Genomic DNA, 24,021 nt, shown 5'->3' with positions numbered 1-24,021 from the left:
GCGACCTAAGAGGTCACTACCGGCAAAAGGGGTGAACGGTGAGGTCCATATGGAACGGCGCGATCTCCTTCGGGCTGGTCAGTATCCCGATCAAGCTGGTGAACGCCACCGAGAACCACTCGATCTCCTTCCGGCAGATCCACCTCGCCGACGGTGGCCGGATCCGGTACCGCAAGGTGTGCGAACTGGACGAGCAGGAGGTGACCACCGCCGAGATCGGCAAGGCGTACGAGGACGCCGACGGCACGATGATCCCGATCACCGATGACGACCTCGCCTCCCTCCCGCTGCCCACGGCCAGGACGATCGAGATCGTCGCCTTCGTGCCCGCCGACGAGATCGACCCGCTCCAGATGGACGCGGCGTACTACCTCTCCGCCAACGGCGTCCCGGCCGCCAAGCCGTACACCCTGCTGCGCGAGGCGCTGAAGCGCAGTCAGAAGGTCGCCGTCGCCAAGTACGCGCTGCGCGGGCGCGAGCGGCTCGGCATGCTGCGCGTGGTCGACGACGTCATCGCGATGCACGGACTGCTGTGGCCGGACGAGATCCGCGCCCCCGAGGGCGTGGCCCCGGAGACCGACGTGACGGTCCGCGATGCCGAACTCGACCTGGCGGACGCCCTGATGGACACCCTCGGCGAGGTCGACATGGACACCCTCCACGACGACTACCGCGAGGCCGTCGAGGAGCTGATCGCCGCCAAGGCATCCGGCGAGGCGACGGAGCCGGCCGCGGCGGCGGACTCCGGCGGCGGCAAGGTCATCGACCTGATCGCGGCCCTGGAGAACAGCGTCCGCGCGGCGAAGAAGTCCCGCGGCGAGGAGGGGGACGGGGAGGAGACCGGGGGAGAGGTGGCCGAGGTCCATCCCATCCGGAAACCGGCACGGAAGACGGCGCAGAAGACGACGCACCGGACTCCGACCGGCAAGACGGTGACCCGCTCGGGCGGTGGCACGGCCTCCACCGCCAAGAAGTCCGCCCCCAAGACGACCGGCGCGAAGAAGTCCACGGCAACGGCCAAGAAGGCATCCGCGCAGTCGCCGACGAAGAAGACAGCGGCGAAGAAGACAGCGGCGAAGAGCACCGCGGCGAAGAAGACGGCGTCCAGCAGTCGAAGCACCACGAAGAAGGCGGAGGGGACCTCGTCCCGAAAGCGCGCTTCGGCCTGAACAACCCTTAGGAAGCACCTCAATCGGGGAACACCTCAATCGGGGAACACCTCAATTGGGGAACACCTCAAATGAGGACAGCGGACGTCCGGGGCAGCCGACCCGGCCCCGGACGGCCGCTGTCCTACCGCCCCCGTACGCTACGGCGCATGAGCGCAGAGGCCCCCTCGGGACGGGTGATCGACGGCCGCTTCACGCTGGTGGAGCGGCTCGGCAGCGGCGGCATGGGAATGGTCTGGCGGGCCCACGATCTGGCGCTGCACCGCGATGTCGCCCTCAAGGAGGTCCGGCCCCCGGACCCCGCCCTGGAGGAGTACGACCCGGAGGCGGCCCGCACGCTGCGCGCCCGGGTGCTGCGCGAGGCCCGCGCGCTCGCCCGCCTGGACCACCCCAACGTGGTCACCGTCCACCACATCGTCGACCCCGGCGAGGACGGCTACCCATGGATCGTCATGGAACTGGTGCCCGGAGCCTCCCTCCACGAGCGGCTGGCCCAGGGCCCCATCGAACCGGCCGAGGCCGCCGAGCTCGGCCGGGGCGTCCTCTCCGCGCTGCGCGCCGCCCACGCGGCGGGCATCCACCACCGCGACGTCAAGCCCGCCAACGTGCTGCTCCGCGCCGACGGCCGCCCGGTCCTCACCGACTTCGGCATCGCCGCGATCCGCGAGTCGACCAGCCTGACGATGACCGGCGCCCTCATCGGCTCTCCCGACTACATCGCGCCCGAACGCATCCGGGGCACCGAGGGCGACCCGTCATCGGACCTCTGGTCGCTCGGCATGATGCTGTACGTCGCCGTGGAGGGCCGTCATCCGCTGCGCAAGGCCACCACCCTCGCCACGCTGGCGGCCGTGCTGGACGAGGAGGTGCCGCCGCCGGTACGGGCCGGTGCCCTCGCCCCCGTCCTGACCGCCCTGCTGACCAGGGACATACCCGCCCGCCCCGGCGTCGAGGAACTGGACAGGATGCTGGCGGACGCGGCCGCCGGAACGTTCCGCGAACCCGCTTCCCCCACGGCCGCGCCCGCCGGCCCGCCCGTAACAGCGCGCACGCTGCCGCTGACCCCGGCGAACCGCACCCCCACGGGTCCGACCCCCGCCGATCGCGTACCGTCGGCGCCGCACGCCGAGCCCGCCGAGCCCGCCGAGCCCGCCGCGCCCGCCGCGCCGGGCAGTCCCTACGACCGGCAGACCCTGACGCCGGAGGACCAGGAGCGGCAGCGCCGCCTCCGGCGCCGCCTCCGCACGATCACCGTCACCGGCTCCCTAGTGACCACCGCGGTGTCGGCGGCCGTCCTGATCTGGGTGCTGGTCCCTCCCTCCAGGGGCACCGGTGATGACGACGACCGTCCCTCCGTCGCGGCGAGCACTCCCTCGGGCGACCGGAGCGGCAAACCGACGCCGAAGATGTCCACGGGCGAGGGGACTCCCGCCGCGGGCACGCCGGACACTCCGGGCACGCCGGACACTCCGGCCGAGCCGGCGAATCTACTGACCCCGAAAGGCGTGCTCGACGCCATCAAGGCCCTGAAGCCGCTGATGGGCGGAACGAAGGTCACCGACTTCACCGTCCACGAGGAGCACGCCTCGGCCAAGGCGCCCCTCAAGTCCAACTCCACGCTGTACGACCAGTTCACCTACCGGGACGGCGAGGCCACCAACGACGACATGGGCGGCACGCTCCCCTCGGGGGAGACCTCCGTCGACCTGCTCTCCGTGGACTGGGACGCGCTTCCCGCCCTGCTGCGCACGGCGGACAAGACCCTCAACGTCCCCGATCCGGAATACAAATACGTGATCGTGGACCCGTCGTCCCCCTTCCACGACGACCAGCCGGTCCTGCGGGTCTACGTCTCGGACAAGTACGGCGGCGCCTTCCTCACCGCGCACCTCGACGGGCGGGTCATCGAGAAGAACCCGCGCGCGAAGGGCTGATGCCCCGGTCCGTTCACTGCCGCGGAGCCGAAGCGGGAGTGAACGGGTCCGGCAGCGTGGGCAGGCCGAGGCCCAGGGGGTTCCGCTCGATGACATAGGTGCAGCTGGTGTACGTATAGCCGGGCTGGATCTTCGACCCCGATGTGTAGCTGTCCACCGCCGCGGTCGCTCCCGAACCGTGCTTGTACAGGAAGTGGTACGTGCCCGCCGGGAGCCGGAGCGTCGCCTTCGGGTAGCTTCTGCCACCGGCCTTGCACGCCCGCACCGGTCCAGTGGACGCGCTGTACCGCTCGCAGCCGCCGCAGGCCCTCAGCTTGACGGTGCCGGTGACCGGGCCGGTGTAGAGCACGTCGACGGCGTTCGGCGCGTCGTTGCTGATGACGAGCTCCATCCGGGCGCCGCCCGGCTTGCGGGTCGGTGGCAGCCGCTTGCCGGCCGAGGGCCGGTCGTCGGCGATCTCCGCGGCGATGGCGATGTTCCGCGCCCGCCGCACCCGCTTGTCGTTCTTGTACGTACGGGCGAAACCGGTCAAGGTCTCCCGCGCCTCGGTGAACTTCTTGTCCTCGAACTCGTCCACCCCGCAGGCGTACACCCCGTCCTGGACACCCTTGTCGGCGTCGGCACGCAGCGCGGGCATGTCCGTCCCGGGCAGCCCGGAGACCGTGGTGCCGAGGCCGCGCAGCACCGCGGTGGCCTCACAGGGCCCGTTCCCCTTCAGCGCCGCCACCTGCGCCCCGATCTTCCCGGATATCGCCGGTCCCACCTGCTTCGCCGACGCGGAGTCGGGGAACGTACGCAGCAGCTCGCCCAGTTCGGTCCCGCCGCCGCCCACACCGCCGAGTCGGGACACCCCGCACACGTACAGCGACTCGGCGAGCGGTGTGTCGGGCCAGCCGGCCAGATCGCCCAGCAATTCGGCGTCGACGGAGTCGGGAACCGTCCGCAGATAGGTCAACGGCTCGACGGCCGCGCAGTGCTGCTTTTCCCGGTACGGCGCGGAGACGGCCTCGTAATACGCCTTCAGCCGCGCCGGGACGAGCTTCCCCGCCCGTGAACCGGCATGCTTCTCGCCCAGCTCGCGGTAGACGGCGAGCGCGGACCGGTACTCCGCCCGTGCCGTGCCGAACGGCTGCCCCGACGCGGCCCGGACGGTCTTGTCGCCGCTCTCCAGCCGGTCCAGCAGCATCTGCTCGACGGCCTCGTCGCGCTCGGAGCCGTAGGCGGCGAACCCGCCCACCGGGACGGCCAGCAGCACCACACCCAGCGCGGCGGCCAGGACCGGTCGCCAGGACCCGGCCACGGGCGAACGCCGGGCGGTCCGGGCCCCGTCGGCGACAGCGGCGGCCAGTACGACGAGGAAGCCGACGAGCACACCGCCCGGCACGCCGTCGGGATCGGCGGGCAGCGCGGCCAACAGCAGCCCACCGGCCGCGGCCCAGCACAGCGCGGCCCGGAACCATCTGCGCATCAGGACGTAACCGAGGCCGAGCCCGGTCAGATTGAGCAGCCCGACCGCCACGGAACGCAGGGCGGAGCCGGGAGGCGGCGGCCCGATCGAGGGCGCACGAAGAGGCGGAGGCGGAACGGACGACAGCACCTCGGGCCCCTGCGCCGGCCCGCCACCGAACCCGCTTCCCGCTCCACCACCGGGCCCGCCGCCCGCGCCACTGCCGGATCCCGGGTACTGATCGCCGGACTCCATAACGGTCCCCCCACCGCCGAGCCTCACAAGGTCCCCGGGAACCTGCCCCGTTCCGTCACGATTCACGCACGCCTCGCACGCGATTCGGTACGGGTCCCGGACACGGGACAGCCTTTAGACTGCGACGTGCCGCGACTGGCGCGTGCCCCGGCAGGGGCGCTCCGTGGAAACGACCACGAGGGAGCGGCACACCCCGGGTGCGCCCGGGGCGTCATCTCCGGAGGGCCGTCCGCCTGGGCATCCGGGTCCACGCCGCACGACGCGGCCGACCCGGAAGGACCACTTCCATGACCATCCCCGCACCCGGCACCCCCACCGGCCCCACCGCACCCCGCCATCCGGCACTGACCTCGGCGGACCCGGACATCGCCGCCCTGGTGGTGGCCGAGGAGCAGCTCCAGGCGGACACCCTGCGCCTGATCCCCAGCGAGAACTACGTCTCCGCGGCGGTCCTCGAAGCGTCCGGCACGGTGCTCCAGAACAAGTACTCCGAGGGCTACCCCGGCAAGCGCTACTACGAGGGCCAGCAGATCATCGACCAGGTGGAGACCCTGGCCGCGGAGCGCGCCCGCGCGCTGTTCCGCATGGACCACGCCAACGTCCAGCCGTACTCGGGCTCCCCGGCCAACCTCGCCGTGTACATGGCCTTCCTCAAGCCCGGTGACACCGTGCTGGGCATGGCACTGCCGATGGGCGGCCACCTCACCCACGGCTGGGGCGTCTCCGCGACCGGCAGCTGGTTCCGGGGCGTGCGGTACGGGGTCCGCCGTGACACGGGCCGCGTCGACCTGGACGAGGTACGCGAACTGGCCCTCGCCGAGCGCCCGAAGCTCATCTTCTGCGGCGGTACGGCGGTTCCGCGCACTATCGACTTCGCGGGCTTCGCCGAGATCGCCCGCGAGACCGGCGCGGTCCTGGTGGCCGACGTCGCCCACATCGCCGGTCTGATCGCGGGCGGCGCCCACCCCTCACCCGCCCCGTACGCGGACGTGGTCTCCACCACCACCCACAAGACCCTGCGCGGCCCGCGCGGCGCGATGCTCCTGAGCACGGCGGAACACGCCCGTGCGATCGACCGCGCGGTCTTCCCCGGCCTCCAGGGCGGCCCGCACAACCAGACCACGGCCGCCATCGCGGTCGCCCTCAGGGAAGCCGCCACCCCCGACTTCAGCGCCTACGCCCACCAGGTGGTGACCAACGCCCGCGCCCTGGGCGACGAACTCTCCGCCCGCGGCTTCGACCTGGTCTCCGGCGGCACGGACAACCACCTCCTCCTGATCGACCTCACGGGCAAGGACGTCCCCGGCAAGATCGCGGCCAAGGCCCTGGACCGCGCCGGCCTCGTGGTCAACTACAACGCCGTCCCCTACGACCCCCGCAAGCCCTTCGACCCCTCCGGCATCCGCATCGGCACCCCGGCACTGACCTCCCGCGGCATCCCCGCCGCCGCGATGGCCGCGGTCGCGCGCTGGATCGACCAGGTGGTCGAGGCATCCCGCACGGGCGACGAATCCACCATCACCAGGATCCGGTCCGAGGTGAAGGACCTGATGGACAGCTACCCGGCCCCGGGCCTGCCGGTGGGCTGAGGCGGGGCGACGCGATCAGGAACGGTGTCCGGCGCTCTACGGACCGGCGCTCGCCGGAGGCGGAGTCACGGACGGTTCGATGGTCGACCGGACATAGATCCGCGTGGTGCCGGGCTTGAACTCATGCGCGAACAAGTCGACGCAACGCTGAAGGTACTTGCCTTCAGGGGTTTCGAGTTCATCGGGGCAAAGGCTGGTTCTCCGCAGACCTCGGACGAACGTTTCCGGCTCGGTCAGTCCGAGGTGCGCGAAGGCGGCAGCGGGCCGGTAATCCTTCTTCTCAGGAAGGGAGTTCCCCGTCATCTCGGTTCCCTCCCGCACAAGTCGGTCCGTGTACACCCCGGCTTCCTTGCTGGGCAGAACGAAAGACAGCAGGCCTGTGTCGTAGCGCTGTCCGACCTTGTAGCCCGCGCGTCGGTCCGATGCCGCCTCCGGAATGCGGATGCCCAGCTGCCCGCTCATCCAGACCGGGGTGGCTCCATCCTCCCAGCAGCAAGTCATCTCCTGCTCCGACAGGTCCGACGAGACCTTGTCGGAGACGTGGGCGACCACGCCGATCGCGGCGGCGACGCATGCGAGGACCACCAGAGCGACGACGGCTACGACTGGTACCCGACGTCGACGCGCGGGCTGCTCGCCGACTCCGTGCTTGCTGGAGTTGTTCATCGGTGGACCTCTATCGCCCTTCCTGCTGCTCACGGCCGGGGTCCGTACGGTCGCCCTCACGCCCTGGCTCATTCGGCTGAGGGAGAGGGCCGTAATTCGAGGTGGATCCGCCCAGATCGTAGTGGTTGGCGGAAATGGCGCCCGCCTTCGCTGCGTCGACCCTGTCCGAGCCGGTCACCAACACCCTGCGGGCACGCGTGCCCATCGATCGGCAGAGGCCGGCGTGCGGATCGCGTACGCGTCGGCGGACGGCGCGCTCCGCCGCTGGCGACACGTGCTGTACGTAAAGGCGCGAAGAGGTCGAGGCATCAAAAAAAGACCCTCTGCTCAGCGTTTCCGCTGGTCAGAGGGTCTGTCCGGAAGTGCCCCCGGCAGGATTCGAACCTGCGCACCCGGCTCCGGAGGCCGATGCTCTATCCCCTGAGCTACGGGGGCGTATCGCGGTGTTGCTCTGCGACGGGTGAAACACTACCAGCTCCCGCGGGGTGTCCGTGAACAGGTATTTCCGCGGCGCGGGAAACCCTTCCGGCCATGCCCGAAGGGGCGGTCGGTGCGGTTTCTCGCCACTCTTCCGGGGACGGAAGTGGGCAAAACCCGGACGCAGCCCCTCCGGCCGACCTACTCTCGAAGCGTGTCAGGGGCGTACGGCCGCGTGCTTGTTGTCGACGACAACAAGGTCATCCGGCAGTTGATCAGGGTCAACCTTGAGCTTGAGGGCTTCGAGGTCGTGACCGCGGCCGATGGTGTCGAGTGTCTGGAACTGGTGCATCAGGTCTGCCCCGATGCGATCACGCTCGATGTCGTGATGCCCCGGCTCGACGGTCTCCAGACCGCCGCACGGCTGCGCGCCGATCCGCGGACGAGTCATCTGCCCGTCGCGATCATCAGCGCCTGCACGCAGTACGAGGTGGACGCGGGGGTCTCGGCCGGGGTCGATGTCTTTCTGGAGAAGCCGTTCGAGCCGAGTGAGCTGGTGCGGATCGTCCACCGGCTGGTGCGCGGGGAGGACCCGCCGGAGCTGGACGGGCGGCACGGTGCGGGGCGGGCGGGGAGCGCGGGAAGCGCGGGCGGCTGACCGGATGGCGAAACAGGGTCGCGGAGTGCCCCCCTGTCTCCCATACGCTTGTCCCGTGACCCCCGTCGACCTCTCCCGGACCGTGCTGCACGCTGTGCGCCGCGCGGTCGACGAGGATGCCTTGCGCGCGCCCGTGCCCGCGCGCGTGCGGATCGAGAGGACACGGCCGGGCGGCAGCGGCGACTACGCCTGCGCCGTCGCGCTCCAGCTCGCCGGGCCCGCCGCGCTGCCCGCGCTGGAGGTCGCCCGGATCCTGCGGGACCGGGTCGCCGCCGAGCCCGGGATCGGGCGGGTGGACGTCACCGGGCCCGGGTTCCTGAGCTTCACCCTCGACGCCGGTGCCGATACCGCCGCCCGCCGCGCCGTGGTGCGCGAGGTGCGGGAGCGGGGGCTCCGGTACGGACACGGCGACGCGCTCCGGGCGGAGGTGCTCCAGTTCCGGCATGCGCGAGAGGTACGGGCCGCCGTCGGCGCCCACGCGGTGCGCGCGCTGGTCGTCTCGCAGGGCGCCCGGGTGCGGATCAGCTGCGACGAGGCGCCCGACCCCGACTGGGAGCGGCTCGGAGTCGGCGTCGACGCCCACGGGATTCCGCCCGCCCCGCTCACCGCGATACGGCCTGTTCCCGCAGGTGCGGAAGCCGGGGAGCTGCTGGAGCGGCTCGGGCCCGACGCCACCCGATGGGGGCTGCTGCGGCCCGCCGGGCACGACCGGGCGCCGCTCGGCGACGACCTTCTCGTCCAGGGCGAGGCCAACGCGCTCTTCCTGGTGCGGTACGCCCACTCCCGGGCCCGTTCCCTCACCCGCGGCGCGGCGCTCCTCGGCTTCGACGGCGCGTACGACACGGGCGCGGACCCGTACGACCCGTACGCGTACGGCACGGACACGGGCGCGTACGGCACGGACACGGGCGCGTACGGCACGGACACGGGCGCGTACGACGCCGACGCCCGCCATCCCGATGCCCACGCCCTGCTCGACCTCCTCGCCGACCACCCCGGCGTCCTCCTCGCCGCCGCCCGGCACCGGGCGCCGGACCGGCTCGCCCGGCACCTCGAAGCGGTGGCGCGCGCCTTCTTCGCCTTCCACGACTCCTGTCCTCCGCTCCCCATGGGCGACGAGAAACCCTCGGCCGCCCACCGTTCCCGGCTGGCCCTTGCCGAAGCCGCCGGGACGGTGCTGGCCGGCGGCCTGTCCCTGCTCGGTATCAGCGCGCCCGAACACCTCTGAGAGACCCGAGAGAGCAACACGATGAGCCGATCCGCACACCCCGCCGGGCCCCGTCACGCCGACGTCCTCCCGGAGGGGCACTACACCGCCCCGGCCACCGATCTGAACGTCCTGGACGAGAAGGTCTGGTCCCGTACCGTCACCCGCGACGCGAACGGTGCGCTCACCGTCGGCGGGATCGAAGTCGCCCGCCTCGCGGAGGAGTTCGGCACCCCGGCGTACTTCCTCGACGAGAGCGACTTCCGCGCCCGCTGCCGCGCCTGGGCCGACGCCTTCGGGCCCGGTGCCGATGTCTTCTACGCCGGGAAGGCATTCCTGTCGCGCGCCGTCGTGCGCTGGCTCCAGGAAGAAGGGCTCAACCTCGACGTCTGCTCCGGTGGTGAGCTGACCACCGCGCTGGACGCCGGGATGCCCGCCGAGCGGATCGCCTTCCACGGCAACAACAAGACCGTCGCCGAGATCGAGCGGGCCGTCGAGGCGGGCGTCGGGCGCATCGTGCTCGACTCCTTCCAGGAGATCGTCCGGGTCGCCCACATCGCGCAGAGCCGGGGCCTGCGCCAGCGGGTCCAGATCCGGGTCACCGTCGGCGTCGAGGCGCACACCCACGAGTTCATCGCCACCGCCCACGAGGACCAGAAGTTCGGTATCGCGCTGGCCGGCGGACAGGCCGCCGAAGCGGTGCGGCGGGCGCTGACCCTCGACGGGCTCGAACTGATCGGCATCCACTCGCACATCGGGTCGCAGATCTTCGACATGGCCGGGTTCGAGGTCTCCGCACGGCGTGTGGTGCAGCTGCTCGCCGAGGTGCGCGACGAGCACGGCGTCGAGCTGCCCGAGATCGACCTCGGCGGCGGGCTGGGCATCGCGTACACCTCCGAGGACGACCCGCGCGAGCCGCACGAGATCGCCAAGGCGCTCACCGACATCGTGACCCGCGAGTGCGAGTCCGCGAATCTGAGCACCCCGCGCATCTCGGTCGAGCCGGGCCGCGCCATCGTCGGACCCACCGCGTTCACGCTCTACGAGGTCGGCACCATCAAGCCGCTCGAAGGGCTGCGTACGTACGTCAGCGTCGACGGCGGCATGTCGGACAACATCCGCACCGCGCTGTACGACGCCGAATACAGCGTCGCGCTCGTCTCGCGCAGCTCGGACGCCGAACCGATGCTGGTCCGCGTGGTCGGCAAGCACTGCGAGAGCGGGGACATCGTGGTCAAGGACGCGTTCCTGCCCGCCGACCTCGCGCCCGGCGACCTGATCGCCGTGCCCGCCACCGGCGCGTACTGCCGCTCCATGGCGAGCAACTACAACCACGCCCTGCGCCCGCCGGTCGTCGCCGTGCGGGACGGAGAGGCGCGCGTGATCGTCCGACGTGAGACGGAAGAAGATCTCCTGCGCCTCGATGTCGGCTGATGAAATAGTTATCTCAGGATCCGGACGGGTGGCAGAAACGCCCGTCCGGTGAGTGAGACTGGTCCACACATGAGTATGTATGAGAAACGAGGTCGGATGATGCGTACGCGTCCGCTGAAGGTGGCGCTGCTGGGCTGTGGAGTGGTCGGCTCAGAGGTGGCGCGCATCATGACGACGCACGCCGACGACCTCGCCGCGCGCATCGGCGCGCCGGTGGAGCTCGCCGGGGTGGCCGTCCGCCGGCCCTCGAAGGTGCGGGAGGGAATCGATCCCGCACTGATCACCACCGATGCGACCGCCCTGGTCGAACGGGGCGACATCGACGTCGTCGTCGAGGTCATCGGGGGCATCGAGCCGGCCCGCACACTCATCACGACCGCCTTCGAGCACGGCGCGAGCGTCGTCTCCGCCAACAAGGCGCTGCTCGCCGAGGACGGCGCCGCACTCCACGCGGCAGCCGAGAAGCACGGCCGCGACCTCTACTACGAGGCGGCCGTGGCCGGTGCCATCCCGCTCGTACGCCCGCTGCGCGAGTCCCTCGCGGGGGACAAGGTCAACCGGGTGCTCGGCATCGTCAACGGCACCACCAACTTCATCCTCGACCGGATGGACACGAGCGGAGCCGGTTACTCCGAGGCGCTCGACGAGGCCACCGCCCTCGGGTACGCCGAGGCCGACCCGACCGCCGACGTCGAGGGCTTCGACGCCGCCGCGAAGGCCGCGATCCTCGCCGGTATCGCCTTCCACACCCGCGTACGCATCGGCGATGTGCACCGCGAGGGCATCACCGAGGTCACCGCCGCCGACATCGCGTCCGCACGCCGCATGGGCTGCACGGTCAAGCTGCTCGCCATCTGCGAGCGCGCCGCCGACGGGCAGTCGGTCACGGCCCGCGTGCACCCCGCGATGATCCCGCTCAGCCACCCGCTGGCCTCCGTCCGTGAGGCGTACAACGCGGTCTTCGTCGAGGCGGAGGCCGCCGGGCAGCTGATGTTCTACGGCCCCGGCGCCGGTGGCGCGCCCACCGCCTCCGCGGTCCTGGGCGACCTGGTCGCGGTCTGCCGCAACAAGCTCAACGAGGCCCCCGGCCCCGGTGAGTCCGCCTACACACGTCTGCCGGTCAGCCCGATGGGCGACGTCGTCACGCGGTACCACATCAGCCTCGACGTGGCCGACAAGCCGGGCGTACTCGCCCAGGTCGCGACGGTCTTCGCCGAGCAGGGCGTATCGATCGACACGGTGCGCCAGCAAGGCCGTCAGGACGGAGGCGGCGAGGCATCTCTCGTCGTCGTCACCCACCGCGCGCCCGACGCCGCCCTCTCCGGGACCGTCGAAGCGCTGCGCAAGCTCGACACCGTGCGCGGTGTCGCCAGCATCATGCGTGTTGAAGGGGAGTAAGGACCCATGACCAGCAAGGGCACCCACCAGTGGCGCGGCATCATCGAGGAGTACCGGGACCGTCTTCCGGTCACGAGCACGACGCCCGTTGTCACGCTTCGTGAGGGCGGTACGCCGCTCGTTCCGGCGCAGGTCCTCTCCGAGCGCACGGGCTGCGAGGTGCACCTCAAGGTCGAGGGCGCCAACCCCACCGGTTCGTTCAAGGACCGCGGGATGACCATGGCGATCACCCGGGCCAAGGAGGAAGGTGCGCAGGCCGTCATCTGTGCCTCGACCGGCAACACCTCCGCCTCCGCCGCCGCGTACGCGGTACGGGCCGGAATGGTCTGCGCCGTCCTCGTACCGCAGGGCAAGATCGCGCTCGGCAAGATGGGCCAGGCGCTCGTCCACGGCGCCAAGATCCTTCAGGTCGACGGCAACTTCGACGACTGTCTGACCCTGGCCCGCTCGCTCTCGGACAACTACCCGGTGGCGCTGGTCAATTCGGTCAACCCGGTCCGTATCGAGGGCCAGAAGACCGCCGCGTTCGAGATCGTCGACGCGCTCGGTGACGCCCCGGACATCCACGTCCTGCCGGTCGGCAACGCGGGCAACATCACCGCGTACTGGAAGGGCTACACGGAATACGCCGGCGACCGGGTCTCCACCCACGCGCCGCGCATGTGGGGCTTCCAGGCCTCCGGCTCCGCGCCGATCGTGCGTGGCGAGATCGTCAAGGACCCCTCCACGATCGCCACCGCGATCCGGATCGGCAACCCGGCCTCCTGGCAGTACGCCCTGGCCGCGCGGGACGAATCGGGCGGTTTCATCGATGAGGTGACGGACCGGCAGATCCTGTCCGCGTACCGGCTGTTGGCCTCCCAGGAGGGCGTCTTCGTGGAGCCGGCCTCGGCCGCCTCCGTCGCCGGTCTGCTCAAGGCAGCCGAGGAGGGCAAGGTCGACCCCGGCCAGAAGATCGTCTGCACGGTCACCGGCAACGGCCTCAAGGACCCGGACTGGGCCGTCGCGGGCGCCCCGCAGCCGGTCACGGTCCCGGTCGACGCGGCCGCCGCGGCCGAGAAGCTCGGCCTCGCGTAACTCTCGCGCCCGATCGCGGGAAACATGCTCAACCGCCCCTTTTCGGGGCGGAGAGCGCATAGGAGGCGTGCGACACGCATCGTGCGCCTCCTGTGCGCCCTATGTCGCGACAGAACCTTCCTTCGATAAGCTGTATGCAACCGCCCCGCCGCATGTGCCGCGGTGCGGTGCCGCCGTGGCCGTCGGGTCGGCGTCCGGATGTCGCACCGTCCGGCGCCCCTGCTCCGCAGCCGCGACCCCGCAGTCATCGCCCCACACCACCCCCACCGCCGCACAGCCACACCGCACCGCATCCCCGCTGTCTTACAAGGAGTCGTCCAACCGATGGCCGGTCCCGCGTTCCGAGCTGCCGCCGTCAGGGTGCGCGTCCCCGCGACCAGCGCCAATCTGGGCCCGGGTTTCGACGCCCTCGGCCTGTCGCTGGGGCTGTACGACGACGTCGTCGTCCGGGTCGCCGACTCCGGGCTGCACATCGACATCGCGGGTGAGGGTGCGCAGTCGCTGCCCCGCGACGAGAGCCACCTGCTCGTACGCTCCCTGCGCACCGCCTTCGATCTGCTCGGCGGACAGCCCCGCGGCCTCGAAATCGTCTGCGCCAACCGCATTCCGCACGGGCGGGGCCTCGGCTCCTCCTCCGCCGCCATCTGCGCCGGCATCGTCGCCGCCCGCGCCGTGACGATAGGCGGCGACGCCCGCCTCGACGACGCGGCGCTGCTGGAGCTGGCCACGGAGATCGAGGGGCACCCCGACAATGTCGCGGCCTGTCTGCTCGGCGGCTTCACGCTCGCCTGGATGGACGGCGGGGCGGCCAGGGCAATCAGGATGGATGCCTCGGATTCCGTCGTTCCGGTGGTTTTCGTGCCGGGCAGGCCAGTGCTCACCGAGACCGCCCGCGGTCTGTTGCCGCGCACCGTCCCGCACGTCGACGCCGCGGCCAACGCCGGTCGTGCGGCCCTGCTCGTAGCGGCTCTCACCGAGCGCCCCGAGCTGCTGCTGGCCGCCACCGAGGACCGGATCCACCAGGAATACCGAGGGCCCGCGATGCCGGAAAGCCTGGAGCTGGTGAACCGGCTGCGCGCCGACGGCGTCCCCGCGGTCATCTCCGGCGCGGGCCCCACGGTGCTCGCGCTGACGGAGGAGGGTTCGGCCGACAAGGTCGCTCGACTGGCGGGCGAGGGATGGGCGGCGAACAGGCTCGCTCTCGACGCCAAGGGCGCGAGTGTCCTGCCGCTCGCCCCGTAGCCGCATGTGATTGCCGGTGAGTGAGAGGGGGAATGTTTGTTGGAGCCGGTAGTGTTAACCTCAAGTCTGCAACCGACGTCTTTGTGGCGCGTTGCTTCGTGTCCCCCTCCGGGACCACCATTCTTCCGGGAGCCTCCCCAACTGCCTGAGCAGCCTGCCTGAGCAGTTTCGAGCACGCTCCGGAACCGGCACGACACCCCTCGCTCTTCCAGGAGTGGGCCGAGCAGGGGGATCTCGCGCCGGACCCCGCACATTCATCTCTCCGCCGTACCCGGCGGACCACCGCCCCGGCAAGGTCCGCGATCCAAGATCACAGACCGTAGTCGGACAGCACAACCGGTCGCCGAGCCAGAAGGCCGACGTCCGCTCCAGGGAAGGACCCTTCGTGAGCGACACCACCGATCTGATGGGCGTGACTGCCGACAAGAGCGTCGACAGCGCCGCGCCCGCCGAAGGTGCTGCCACTGGCACCACCGCACGGCGCCGCCGCTCCGGCACCGGCCTCGAGGGCATGGTCCTGGCCGAGCTGCAGCAGGTCGCGTCCGGCCTCGGCATCAGGGGAACTGCGCGTATGCGCAAGAGCCAGCTGATCGAGGTCATCAAGGAGGCACAGGCGGGCGGTTCCGCCGCGCCCAAGACCTCCTCCAAGGCCGCTGCGGCCCCCGCCGGTACGGACGCCGAGAGCAAGCCGAAGCGGCGCGCCACCTCCAAGGCGCGCACCGGGGACGAGGCCGCCGCACCGGCCGACAAGGCCGACGCCCAGCAGCAGATCGACATCCCCGGCCAGCCGGCCAGTGACGATCAGCCCGCGGGCGAGCGTCGTCGGCGCCGGGCGACCGCGCAGGCCGGCAGCCCCGACACCAAGGCCGAGGCCAAGTCGGAGCCGCAGGCCGAGCAGAAGAGCGAGGACCGCGGCGAGGCGAAGGGCGACGCCAAGGCCGAGTCCGCCGCCGACAGTGCCGAGGGCCGCCGCGGCGACCGCCGGGACCGCGGCGAGCGTGGGGAACGCGGTGAGCGCGGTGACCGTCGCGAGCGCCAGCGCGACCGCCGCGGCAAGGGCGACGACCAGGGCCAGCAGGGTGGCGGGCAGCGCCCGCAGCGCCAGGGCCAGGGACAGACCCAGAGCCAGAGCCAGGGCCAGGGGCAGACCCAGAGCCAGGGTCAGAGTCAGGGCCAGCAGAACCGGGACAACGGGCCGGACGACGGCTACGACGACGAGGCGGGCGGCCGTCGCGGTCGCCGCGGCCGCTACCGCGACCGTCGTGGCCGCCGTGGCCGTGAGGACTTCGCCAGCGACGTACAGGTCGCCGACGACGACGTCCTGATCCCCGTCGCGGGCATCCTGGACATCCTCGACAACTACGCGTTCATCCGGACCTCCGGCTACCTGCCGGGCCCGAACGACGTGTACGTCTCGCTCGCCCAGGTCCGCAAGAACGGTCTGCGCAAGGGTGACCACGTCACCGGTGCGGTGCGTCAGCCCAAGGACGGCGAGCGCCGCGAGAAGTTCAACGCGCTGGTGCGCCTCGACTCGGTCAACGGCATGGCGCCCGAGAGCGGCCGCGGCCGTCCGGAGTTCCAGAAGCTGACCCCGCTCTACCCGCAGGACCGGCTCCGCCTGGAGACCGACTCCAATGTGCTGACGACGCGGATCATCGACCTGGTCGCCCCGATCGGCAAGGGCCAGCGTGGTCTGATCGTGGCTCCGCCGAAGACCGGCAAGACGATGATCCTTCAGGCCATCGCCAACGCCATCACGGTCAACAGCCCCGAGTGCCACCTGATGGTCGTCCTGGTGGACGAGCGTCCGGAAGAGGTCACCGACATGCAGCGGTCGGTGAAGGGCGAGGTCATCTCCTCGACCTTCGACCGCCCGGCCGAGGACCACACCACGGTCGCCGAACTGGCCATCGAGCGCGCCAAGCGTCTCGTCGAGCTGGGTCACGACGTGGTCGTCCTGCTGGACTCCATCACCCGTCTGGGCCGTGCGTACAACCTCGCGGCACCCGCCTCCGGCCGCATCCTGTCCGGTGGTGTCGACTCGACCGCGCTGTACCCGCCGAAGCGCTTCTTCGGTGCGGCGCGCAACATCGAGGACGGCGGCTCGCTGACCATCCTGGCCACCGCGCTGGTCGAGACCGGCTCGCGCATGGACGAGGTGATCTTCGAGGAGTTCAAGGGCACCGGCAACATGGAGCTCAAGCTCGACCGGAAGCTCTCGGACAAGCGCATCTTCCCGGCGGTGGACGTCGACGCGTCCAGCACCCGTAAGGAAGAGATCCTGCTCGGCACCGACGAGCTGGCGGTCGTCTGGAAGCTGCGCCGGGTGCTGCACGCGCTCGACCAGCAGCAGGCGATCGAACTCCTGCTGGACCGCATGAAGAAGACGCAGTCCAACGCGGAGTTCCTGCTGCAGATCCAGAAGACGACGCCGGGCAACGGCAACGACTGACGTCGCCTCAGCAGCCGTACCCAGCCGCCCTCGTCACTCCGGTGACGAGGGCGGTTCCGCGTCGCGTCGCGGCATCGGCGGGCCGTAGGCGGGGGAACGTGGATGGGGGAACGTATTTTCGTACGTCCACCGAGTCGAGTCACCAGTGGGGCAGTTCCTCTCCCTTCACGTGCAACTGACCGGTGCTTCAACCGCGTTGCGCAGCGTCGGTCACCTCGTTCACCCGGTCCGTCCCGTGCGGCGGCGGCCGGGGCGGCGCCCGCCTGGTGCGTCAGGTCGACCGGAACCGCGACAGTGAGGGCCGCCCGTGGCTCCGTCCGGGTCCGCGGCGGCCGACCCGGACCGGGGCCCCGGGACCGCCGAACCGGGCGGTCTGAGACTTCAGCCACATCCCCGGCCGCCGGACACCCGCCCGGACAATGGCTGTACTACGAAAGAAACCCCAGGTGAGCGCCGCATCACGGGCGGTTCACCCGGCACGGCCCGTGGCCCCCGTTCCGGACGGGGGCCACAGGCCGTTGTGCAACCCTTCTTGATGCTTCGACGTCTGAGAAAGAGACGACAAACCGTGCCGAACCATCAGGGGCGGGGGAGCGGGGAGCAGCGAGGCACCAGGAACGAGGGAGACCCATGAGCGAGCAGAGCAGGGGGACGGGCCGAATACGCGGCTCCGGCAGCCGCCGCAGGAGGCCCTCGGGCCGCCGTCGCGCGAAGGTCATCGCCGCCTGGACGGTGGCCGGTGTCGTGGTCGCGGGCGGATCGGGGCTCGGATACGCGTACTTCACGCTCAACGGCAACCTCAAGGGTGTCGACATCAACGCCGCGCTCGGCGCGGACCGCCCCGACGACGTGGACAACGGCTCCCAGGACATCCTGGTGCTGGGCTCCGACTCCCGCTCCGGCGACAACTCCGAGTACGGCGTGGACGAAGGGGGCGCCCGCTCGGACACGGCGATGATCGTGCACGTCAACGAGGGCCACAAGGCGGCCAGTGTCGTCTCGATCCCGCGCGACACCCTCGTCGACCGCCCCGTCTGTACGAGCGACGCGACCGGTGACCCGGTCTCCGCCGAGACGCACGCGATGTTCAACACGGCGTACGAGGTCGGCGGACCGGCCTGCGCGGTGAAGACCGTCGAGGCGATGTCCGGGATCCGCATGGACCACTACGTCGAGGTCGACTTCACCGGCTTCAAGAAGCTCATAGACGAGCTCGGCGGTGTCGAGATCACCACCAACGAGGCGATCAACGACTCCAAGAGCCATCTGAACCTGAAGCCCGGCACCCACACCCTGAACGGGGAGCAGTCCCTCGGCCTGGTGCGCACCCGCAAGAGCGTCGGCGACGGCAGCGACCTCGGACGCATCCAGCTCCAGCAGGCGTTCATCAAGGCGCTGATGGAACAGACGAAGAGCGTCGGGGTGTTCTCCAGCCCGAAGAAGCTGTACGACCTCGCCAACACCGCCACCAAGGCCATCACCACCGACTCCGATCTGGCCTCGGTCACGGAACTCACGAGCTTCGCGAACGGGCTCAAGGGCCTGAGCGCGAAGAACGTCCACATGGTCACGCTGCCCGTGGAGTACGACCCCGCCGACCCCAACCGCGTCATACCGCTGGAGGAGTCGGCCCAGCAGGTGTGGGCGGCGCTCAAGCACGACAAGCCGATCCCCGCGTCCGCCACCGAGAAGTCGGCGGGCGACAAGGGCGAGGCCGGCCAGGTCGTCCAGTAGGGCTGTCACCTGCGAGGACGCCGTTGTGTGCGCGAACGGTCGCCGAAAGTGTGCCCGGGGTCGGGAATAGGTGCGGCCCGACCCCGGTTTTGGGAGATACGGCCGGTCCTGGCAGACTGGTACGTCGGCCCCGGTTCACGGACGCGCAATCAGCGCGGACGACCCGGCGCCCTCCCGAAACTAGGAGACACCTTGAAGCGCGACATCCACCCCGAGTACGTCGAGACGCAGGTCAGCTGCACCTGCGGTGCGTCGTTCACCACCCGGAGCACCATCGACGGCGGCGCCATCCGTGCCGACGTCTGCTCCGAGTGCCACCCGTTCTACACGGGCAAGCAGAAGATCCTCGACACCGGCGGCCGTGTGGCCCGCTTCGAGGCCCGCTTCGGCAAGGCTGCCGGCTCCGCCAGCAAGTAGCGAGCCACTGCGCCGGTTCTCGGCGCCCTCTCACCGGGGGCGTCGGAACCGGCGTTTTTTCCGGCCGGGCGTCCGGGGGTGCCCCCCGGACGCCTCACCCGGCAGTACGCCCTCCAGCAGGCCCGTAGACGTAACCAACCAGGAGCCCCCGAATGTTCGAGGCGGTCGAGGAACTGATCGGTGAACACACCGGTCTTGAGAAGAAGCTCGCCGACCCGTCGGTCCACTCCGACCAGGCCAACGCGCGCAAGCTGAACAAGCGCTACGCGGAGCTGACCCCGATCGTCTCCACGTACCGGTCCTGGAAGCGGACCGGTGAGGACATCGAGACCGCCCGCGAGTTCGCCGCGGACGACCCCGACTTCGCCGCCGAGGTCAAGGACCTGGAGAAGCAGCGCGAAGAGCTCACCGAGAAGCTCCGCCTCCTCCTCGTCCCGCGCGACCCCAGCGACGACAAGGACGTGCTCCTGGAGATCAAGGCGGGCGCGGGCGGCGACGAGTCGGCCCTGTTCGCCGGTGACCTGCTGCGCATGTACCTGCGGTACGCGGAACGCGTCGGCTGGAAGACCGAGATCATCGACTCCACCGAGTCCGAGCTCGGCGGCTACAAGGACGTCCAGGTCGCCGTGAAGACCAAGGGCGGCAACGGGGCCACCGAACCCGGCCAGGGCGTCTGGGCCCGGATGAAGTACGAGGGCGGCGTGCACCGTGTGCAGCGCGTGCCCTCCACCGAGTCCCAGGGCCGTATCCACACCTCCGCCGCCGGTGTGCTCGTCACGCCCGAGGCGGAGGAGGTCGAGGTGGAGATCCTCGCCAACGACCTCCGGATCGACGTCTACCGCTCCTCGGGCCCCGGCGGCCAGTCCGTCAACACCACCGACTCCGCGGTCCGTATCACGCACCTGCCGACCGGTGTCGTCGCCTCCTGCCAGAACGAGAAGAGCCAGCTCCAGAACAAGGAGCAGGCCATGCGCATCCTGCGTTCCCGGCTGCTGGCCGCCGCCCAGGAAGCGGCCGAGCAGGAAGCCTCCGACGTACGCCGCAGCCAGGTCCGTACCGTCGACCGGTCCGAGAAGATCCGCACGTACAACTTCCCGGAAAACCGGATCTCGGACCACCGCGTCGGCTTCAAGGCGTACAACTTGGACCAGGTGCTCGACGGAGACCTCGACGCCGTGATCCAGGCGTGTGTCGACGCCGACTCCGCCGCCAAGCTCGCCAACGCGTAAACCAAGCCCGCCCCGCCGCCCGTAACCCCGTACGGAGAACCGCGATGAACCTGCTGCTCGCCGAGGTGGCCCAGGCCACCCAGCGGCTGGCCGACGCCGGTGTCCCTTCACCGCGATTCGACGCCGAGGAACTCGCCGCGTTCGTGCACGGCGTCAAGCGGGGCGAGCTGCACCACGTGCCCGACACGGACTTCGACGCCCGCTACTGGGAGACCATCGCCCGCCGCGAGGCCCGCGAGCCCCTCCAGCACATCACCGGCCGCGCCTTCTTCCGCTACCTGGAGCTCCAGGTGGGACCCGGCGTCTTCGTGCCCCGCCCGGAGACCGAGTCGGTCGTCGGCTGGGCCATAGACGCGGTCCGCGCGATGGATGTCGTCGAGCCGCTCATCGTCGACCTCTGTACGGGATCCGGCGCCATCGCCCTCGCCATGGCGCAGGAGGTGCCGCGCTCGCGCGTACACGCCGTGGAGCTGTCCGAGGACGCCCTCAGATGGACCAGGAAGAACGCCGAGGGGTCACGGGTCACCGTCCACCGCGGAGACGCCCTGAGCGCCCTTCCCGAGCTCGACGGCCAGGTCGACCTGGTCATCTCCAACCCGCCGTACATCCCGCTCACCGAATGGGAGTACGTGGCACCCGAGGCACGTGACCACGACCCGGAGATGGCCCTCTTCTCCGGCGAGGACGGGCTCGACACCATCCGCGGCATCGAACGCACCGCCCACCGGCTGCTGCGCCCCGGCGGCCTCGTCGTCATCGAGCACGCCGACACCCAGGGCGGCCAGGTGCCGTGGATCTTCACCGAGGAACGGGGCTGGGCGGATGCCGCCGACCACCCGGACCTGAACAAGAGGCCCCGGTTCGCCACCGCCCGCAAGGCCATGCCGTGACCGGCGGCCCGCACCAGCTCCTGCCGGACCCGCAGCTGCCGGGCCCGCATCCGTCAGACCCGTACACGCCATACCCGTACATGCTTGAGGAGGCCGGCTGATGGCACGGCGATACGACTGCAACGACGCGACCGACCGTACGACCGGCCTGCGTGAAGCCGCGTCCGCCGTCCGCCGCGGCGAACTGGTCGTGCTGCCCACCGACACCGTGTACGGGATCGGTGCGGACGCCTTCAGCTCCGAGGGCGTCGCCGACCTGCTGGACGCCAAGGGGCGCGGCCGCAACATGCCGACCCCCGTCCTGATCGGCTCCCCGAACACCCTGCACGGCCTGGTCACCGACTTCTCCGAGCAGGCGTGGGAGCTCGTCGACGCCTTCTGGCCCGGCGCCCTCACGCTCGTCGCCAAGCACCAGCCCTCACTGCAGTGGGACCTCGGTGACACCCGCGGCACCGTCGCCATCCGGATGCCGCTGCACCCGGTCGCCATCGAACTGCTCACCGAGGTCGGCCCGATGGCCGTCTCCAGCGCCAACCTCACCGGACACCCCTCGCCCGAGGACTGCGACGCCGCCCAGGAAATGCTCGGCGACTCCGTCTCCGTCTACCTCGACGGCGGCCCGACGCCCGGCATCGTGCCGTCCTCGATCGTCGACGTCACCGGTAGGACGCCGGTACTCCTGCGGGCCGGTGCGCTCTCCGTCGAGGAGCTGCGCAAGGTGGTACCCGACCTTGAGGTGGCCAATTGACCACCCCGCAGGGGCGTGGCATAGCGGGGCAGACCGACACTTTCCGCATCCTCCACGTCAGCACCGGCAACGTGTGCCGCTCGCCCATCACCGAGCGGCTGACCCGCCATGCCCTGGTGGACCGCCTCGGTGACCCGCTCAGCGGCGGACTCATCGTGGAGAGCGCGGGCACCTGGGGACACGAAGGCGCCCCGATGGAGGCCAACGCGGAGGTCGTCCTCGCCGACTTCGGCGCCGACGCCACCGGCTTCGTCGGCCGTGAACTGCTCGACGAACACGTGATCCGCGCCGACCTGGTCCTCACCGCCACCCGCGACCACCGCGCCCAGGTCATCTCCATGGGCCACTCGGCCGGACTGCGGACGTTCACCCTCAAGGAGTTCACCCGGCTGGTACGGGCCATAGATCCGGCCACCCTGCCCGACGCGCGCGACGAGGGCGTCGTCGAACGCGCCCGCGCACTGGTGCGCGCCGCCGCCGCCCTGCGCGGCTGGCTGCTGGCGCCCACCGCCGAGGCGGACGAGGTCTATGACCCCTACGGCGCCCCGATCACCTTCTTCCGCTCCATCGGCGACGAGATCAACCAGGCACTCGATCCCGTCGTCACCGCACTGACGGGCGTCCGGGCCCCCCACTGACGGGTCCGTGCGCCGACCGGCGTACGAGGCGCCCCGGCAGCGGGCACAGCGCCACAGCGCGGCCTACATTGGATCTGACGCCAGCGCACCCCCCACCAGGCCCGGAGCCGTCAGATGCCGGTCACCACTCCAGCCGCACCCGCAGCCGTGTCCGCCCCGCACGCCGTCCTGCCGCAGGACTTCGACGCCCTGCGCCGCGAGGACCCGGAGATCGCCGACGTACTCCTCGGTGAGGTCCGCCGGCAGTCGAGCACCCTCCAGCTGATCGCCGCCGAGAACTTCACCTCGCCCGCGGTGCTGGCCGCCCTCGGCTCCCCGCTCGCCAACAAGTACGCCGAGGGATACCCGGGCGCCCGCCACCACGGCGGCTGCGAGCACGCCGACGCCGCCGAACGCCTCGCGATCCAGCGGGCCCGCGCCCTCTTCGGCGCCGAACACGCCAACGTCCAGCCGCACTCCGGCTCCTCCGCCGTCCTGGCCGCCTACGCGGCGCTGCTGCGCCCGGGTGACACGGTGCTCGCGATGGGACTCCCGTACGGGGGACACCTCACCCACGGGGCGCCCGGCAATTTCTCCGGCCGCTGGTTCGAGTTCGTCGGCTACGGGGTGGACCCCGACAGCGGCCTCATCGACTACGGGCGGGTCCGCTCCCTGGCCAGGGCCCGCCGCCCCAAGGCGATCGTCTGCGGCTCGATCTCGTATCCGCGCCACCCCGACTACGAGGCGTTCCGGGAGATCGCCGACGAGGTCGGCGCCTATCTGATCGCCGACGCCGCCCACCCGATGGGCCTGATCGCCGGGGGAGCGGCGCCCAGCCCGGTTCCGTACGCGGACGTGGTCTGCGCGACCACGCACAAGGTGCTGCGCGGCCCGCGCGGCGGCATGATCCTGTGCGGCGCGGAGCTGGCCGAGCGGATCGACCGGGCGGTGTTCCCCTTCACCCAGGGCGGCGCCCAGATGCACACGATCGCGGCGAAGGCGGTCGCGTTCGGGGAGGCGGCGACACCCGCGTACACGATGTACGCCCACCGGGTGGTCTCCCACGCGCGGGTGCTCGCCGCGGGTCTGGAGGCCGAGGGCTTCGAGATCACCACGGGCGGCACGGACACCCATATCGTCGTCGCGGACCCGGCCCCGCTCGGTGTCGACGGCCGCACCGCACGCGAACGTCTGGCGGCGGCGGGCATGGTGCTCGACACCTGCGCCCTGCCCTACCCGGACGCCCGGGGCATCCGGCTCGGAACCGCCGCGGTCACCACCCAGGGCATGGACGAGGCGGACATGGCGCGGCTCGCCGCACTGTTCGGGGCGGCGGTACGGGAGACGGGCGATGCCGCCCATCTGCGGTCGGAAGTGCGCGAACTGGCCGAGAGGAATCCGCCGTATCCGGGGTAGGCGATGACGAGGCGGCCCTTGAGTG

Annotated in this window: 19 protein-coding genes and 1 tRNA gene; 17 read left to right on the top strand and 3 right to left on the bottom strand. The window is 71.0% G+C overall.

Annotated elements, in window-relative coordinates:
* Window positions 1-38: 38 nt before the first annotated feature.
* Both OG413_RS02840 and OG413_RS02835 read left to right on the top strand, forming a co-directional pair.
* Window positions 39-1,169, top strand: coding sequence for a Ku protein (locus OG413_RS02840; RefSeq protein ID WP_266802828.1), 1,131 nt, complete (start codon window positions 39-41; stop codon window positions 1,167-1,169).
* A 149-nt stretch (window positions 1,170-1,318) separates the two neighbouring features.
* Window positions 1,319-3,103 (top strand): serine/threonine-protein kinase, encoded by a 1,785-nt coding sequence (locus OG413_RS02835; protein WP_266802827.1) that lies wholly within the window; start codon window positions 1,319-1,321, stop codon window positions 3,101-3,103.
* Between the two features lie 13 nt (window positions 3,104-3,116).
* Here the strand turns inward: OG413_RS02835 and OG413_RS02830 are convergent, their stop codons facing one another.
* Window positions 3,117-4,631 carry a hypothetical protein gene (locus OG413_RS02830; protein ID WP_266809844.1) on the bottom strand — a complete coding sequence of 505 codons (1,515 nt, stop codon included), beginning with the start codon at window positions 4,629-4,631 and terminating at the stop codon, window positions 3,117-3,119.
* Between the two features lie 461 nt (window positions 4,632-5,092).
* On the opposite strand from OG413_RS02830, the gene glyA (OG413_RS02825) reads away from it, so the two are divergent.
* Window positions 5,093-6,394 carry a serine hydroxymethyltransferase gene (gene glyA, locus OG413_RS02825; protein WP_266802826.1) on the top strand — a complete coding sequence of 434 codons (1,302 nt, stop codon included), beginning with the start codon at window positions 5,093-5,095 and terminating at the stop codon, window positions 6,392-6,394.
* 36 nt (window positions 6,395-6,430) lie between these two features.
* Here the strand turns inward: glyA (OG413_RS02825) and OG413_RS02820 are convergent, their stop codons facing one another.
* Window positions 6,431-7,060: a hypothetical protein gene (locus OG413_RS02820; RefSeq protein WP_266802825.1), complete on the bottom strand. Its 630-nt coding sequence runs from the start codon at window positions 7,058-7,060 to the stop codon at window positions 6,431-6,433.
* 363 nt (window positions 7,061-7,423) lie between these two features.
* Window positions 7,424-7,495 (bottom strand) — tRNA-Arg (locus tag OG413_RS02815).
* Window positions 7,496-7,643: 148 nt separating this feature from the next.
* On the opposite strand from OG413_RS02815, the gene OG413_RS02810 reads away from it, so the two are divergent.
* The 14 genes from OG413_RS02810 to glyA (OG413_RS02745) all read left to right on the top strand — a co-directional run bounded on the left by OG413_RS02810 (window position 7,644) and on the right by glyA (OG413_RS02745) (window position 23,996).
* Window positions 7,644-8,135, top strand: coding sequence for a response regulator (locus tag OG413_RS02810; protein ID WP_266809842.1), 492 nt, complete (start codon window positions 7,644-7,646; stop codon window positions 8,133-8,135).
* Between the two features lie 55 nt (window positions 8,136-8,190).
* Window positions 8,191-9,363: an ArgS-related anticodon-binding protein NrtL gene (gene nrtL / locus OG413_RS02805; RefSeq protein ID WP_266802824.1), complete on the top strand. Its 1,173-nt coding sequence runs from the start codon at window positions 8,191-8,193 to the stop codon at window positions 9,361-9,363.
* Between the two features lie 21 nt (window positions 9,364-9,384).
* Window positions 9,385-10,776, top strand: coding sequence for a diaminopimelate decarboxylase (gene lysA, locus OG413_RS02800; protein WP_266802823.1), 1,392 nt, complete (start codon window positions 9,385-9,387; stop codon window positions 10,774-10,776).
* Between the two features lie 96 nt (window positions 10,777-10,872).
* Window positions 10,873-12,174, top strand: coding sequence for a homoserine dehydrogenase (locus OG413_RS02795; RefSeq protein ID WP_266802822.1), 1,302 nt, complete (start codon window positions 10,873-10,875; stop codon window positions 12,172-12,174).
* Between the two features lie 6 nt (window positions 12,175-12,180).
* The gene (thrC, locus tag OG413_RS02790) at window positions 12,181-13,251 is read left to right on the top strand and encodes a threonine synthase (protein WP_266802821.1); all 1,071 of its coding nucleotides are present in this window, start codon (window positions 12,181-12,183) and stop codon (window positions 13,249-13,251) included.
* Window positions 13,252-13,575: 324 nt separating this feature from the next.
* Entirely contained in the window at window positions 13,576-14,493 is a 918-nt protein-coding gene (gene thrB / locus OG413_RS02785; protein ID WP_266802820.1) for a homoserine kinase, read from the top strand.
* Between the two features lie 385 nt (window positions 14,494-14,878).
* Window positions 14,879-16,945 (top strand): transcription termination factor Rho, encoded by a 2,067-nt coding sequence (gene rho / locus OG413_RS02780; protein WP_266802819.1) that lies wholly within the window; start codon window positions 14,879-14,881, stop codon window positions 16,943-16,945.
* Window positions 16,946-17,575: 630 nt separating this feature from the next.
* Complete coding sequence (locus tag OG413_RS02775; RefSeq protein ID WP_266802818.1) at window positions 17,576-18,679, top strand: LCP family protein; 1,104 nt, start codon at window positions 17,576-17,578, stop codon at window positions 18,677-18,679.
* 192 nt (window positions 18,680-18,871) lie between these two features.
* Window positions 18,872-19,096, top strand: a complete 225-nt coding sequence (gene rpmE, locus OG413_RS02770) for a 50S ribosomal protein L31 (protein WP_030915942.1) — start codon at window positions 18,872-18,874, stop codon at window positions 19,094-19,096.
* Between the two features lie 152 nt (window positions 19,097-19,248).
* Window positions 19,249-20,325 (top strand): peptide chain release factor 1, encoded by a 1,077-nt coding sequence (gene prfA / locus OG413_RS02765; RefSeq protein WP_266802817.1) that lies wholly within the window; start codon window positions 19,249-19,251, stop codon window positions 20,323-20,325.
* 44 nt (window positions 20,326-20,369) lie between these two features.
* Window positions 20,370-21,215, top strand: coding sequence for a peptide chain release factor N(5)-glutamine methyltransferase (gene prmC, locus OG413_RS02760; RefSeq protein WP_073727306.1), 846 nt, complete (start codon window positions 20,370-20,372; stop codon window positions 21,213-21,215).
* Window positions 21,216-21,315: 100 nt separating this feature from the next.
* The gene (locus OG413_RS02755) at window positions 21,316-21,963 is read left to right on the top strand and encodes an L-threonylcarbamoyladenylate synthase (protein ID WP_266802816.1); all 648 of its coding nucleotides are present in this window, start codon (window positions 21,316-21,318) and stop codon (window positions 21,961-21,963) included.
* The gene (locus OG413_RS02750) at window positions 21,960-22,601 is read left to right on the top strand and encodes a protein-tyrosine-phosphatase (RefSeq protein WP_266802815.1); all 642 of its coding nucleotides are present in this window, start codon (window positions 21,960-21,962) and stop codon (window positions 22,599-22,601) included. Before OG413_RS02755 ends, OG413_RS02750 begins: the two co-directional genes overlap by 4 nt.
* A 114-nt stretch (window positions 22,602-22,715) precedes the next feature.
* Window positions 22,716-23,996 (top strand): serine hydroxymethyltransferase, encoded by a 1,281-nt coding sequence (gene glyA, locus OG413_RS02745; RefSeq protein WP_266802814.1) that lies wholly within the window; start codon window positions 22,716-22,718, stop codon window positions 23,994-23,996.
* Window positions 23,997-24,021: the final 25 nt, after the last annotated feature.

The organism is Streptomyces sp. NBC_01433 (assembly GCF_026340105.1).
Taxonomy (GTDB): Bacteria; Actinomycetota; Actinomycetes; order Streptomycetales; family Streptomycetaceae; genus Streptomyces.
This window is presented reverse-complemented; position numbering and strand designations above follow the sequence as displayed.

Excerpts from the sequence above, each read along its gene's own strand:
- OG413_RS02835 (WP_266802827.1), top strand. The coding sequence starts at position 1,319 with ATGAGCGCAGAGGCCCCCTCGGGACGGGTGATCGACGGCCGCTTCACG.
- glyA (WP_266802826.1), top strand. The coding sequence starts at position 5,093 with ATGACCATCCCCGCACCCGGCACCCCCACCGGCCCCACCGCACCCCGC.
- OG413_RS02820 (WP_266802825.1), bottom strand. The coding sequence starts at position 7,060 with ATGAACAACTCCAGCAAGCACGGAGTCGGCGAGCAGCCCGCGCGTCGA.
- lysA (WP_266802823.1), top strand. The coding sequence starts at position 9,385 with ATGAGCCGATCCGCACACCCCGCCGGGCCCCGTCACGCCGACGTCCTC.
- OG413_RS02795 (WP_266802822.1), top strand. The coding sequence starts at position 10,873 with ATGATGCGTACGCGTCCGCTGAAGGTGGCGCTGCTGGGCTGTGGAGTG.
- thrC (WP_266802821.1), top strand. The coding sequence starts at position 12,181 with ATGACCAGCAAGGGCACCCACCAGTGGCGCGGCATCATCGAGGAGTAC.
- thrB (WP_266802820.1), top strand. The coding sequence starts at position 13,576 with ATGGCCGGTCCCGCGTTCCGAGCTGCCGCCGTCAGGGTGCGCGTCCCC.
- OG413_RS02775 (WP_266802818.1), top strand. The coding sequence starts at position 17,576 with ATGAGCGAGCAGAGCAGGGGGACGGGCCGAATACGCGGCTCCGGCAGC.
- prfA (WP_266802817.1), top strand. The coding sequence starts at position 19,249 with ATGTTCGAGGCGGTCGAGGAACTGATCGGTGAACACACCGGTCTTGAG.
- prmC (WP_073727306.1), top strand. The coding sequence starts at position 20,370 with ATGAACCTGCTGCTCGCCGAGGTGGCCCAGGCCACCCAGCGGCTGGCC.
- OG413_RS02755 (WP_266802816.1), top strand. The coding sequence starts at position 21,316 with ATGGCACGGCGATACGACTGCAACGACGCGACCGACCGTACGACCGGC.
- glyA (WP_266802814.1), top strand. The coding sequence starts at position 22,716 with ATGCCGGTCACCACTCCAGCCGCACCCGCAGCCGTGTCCGCCCCGCAC.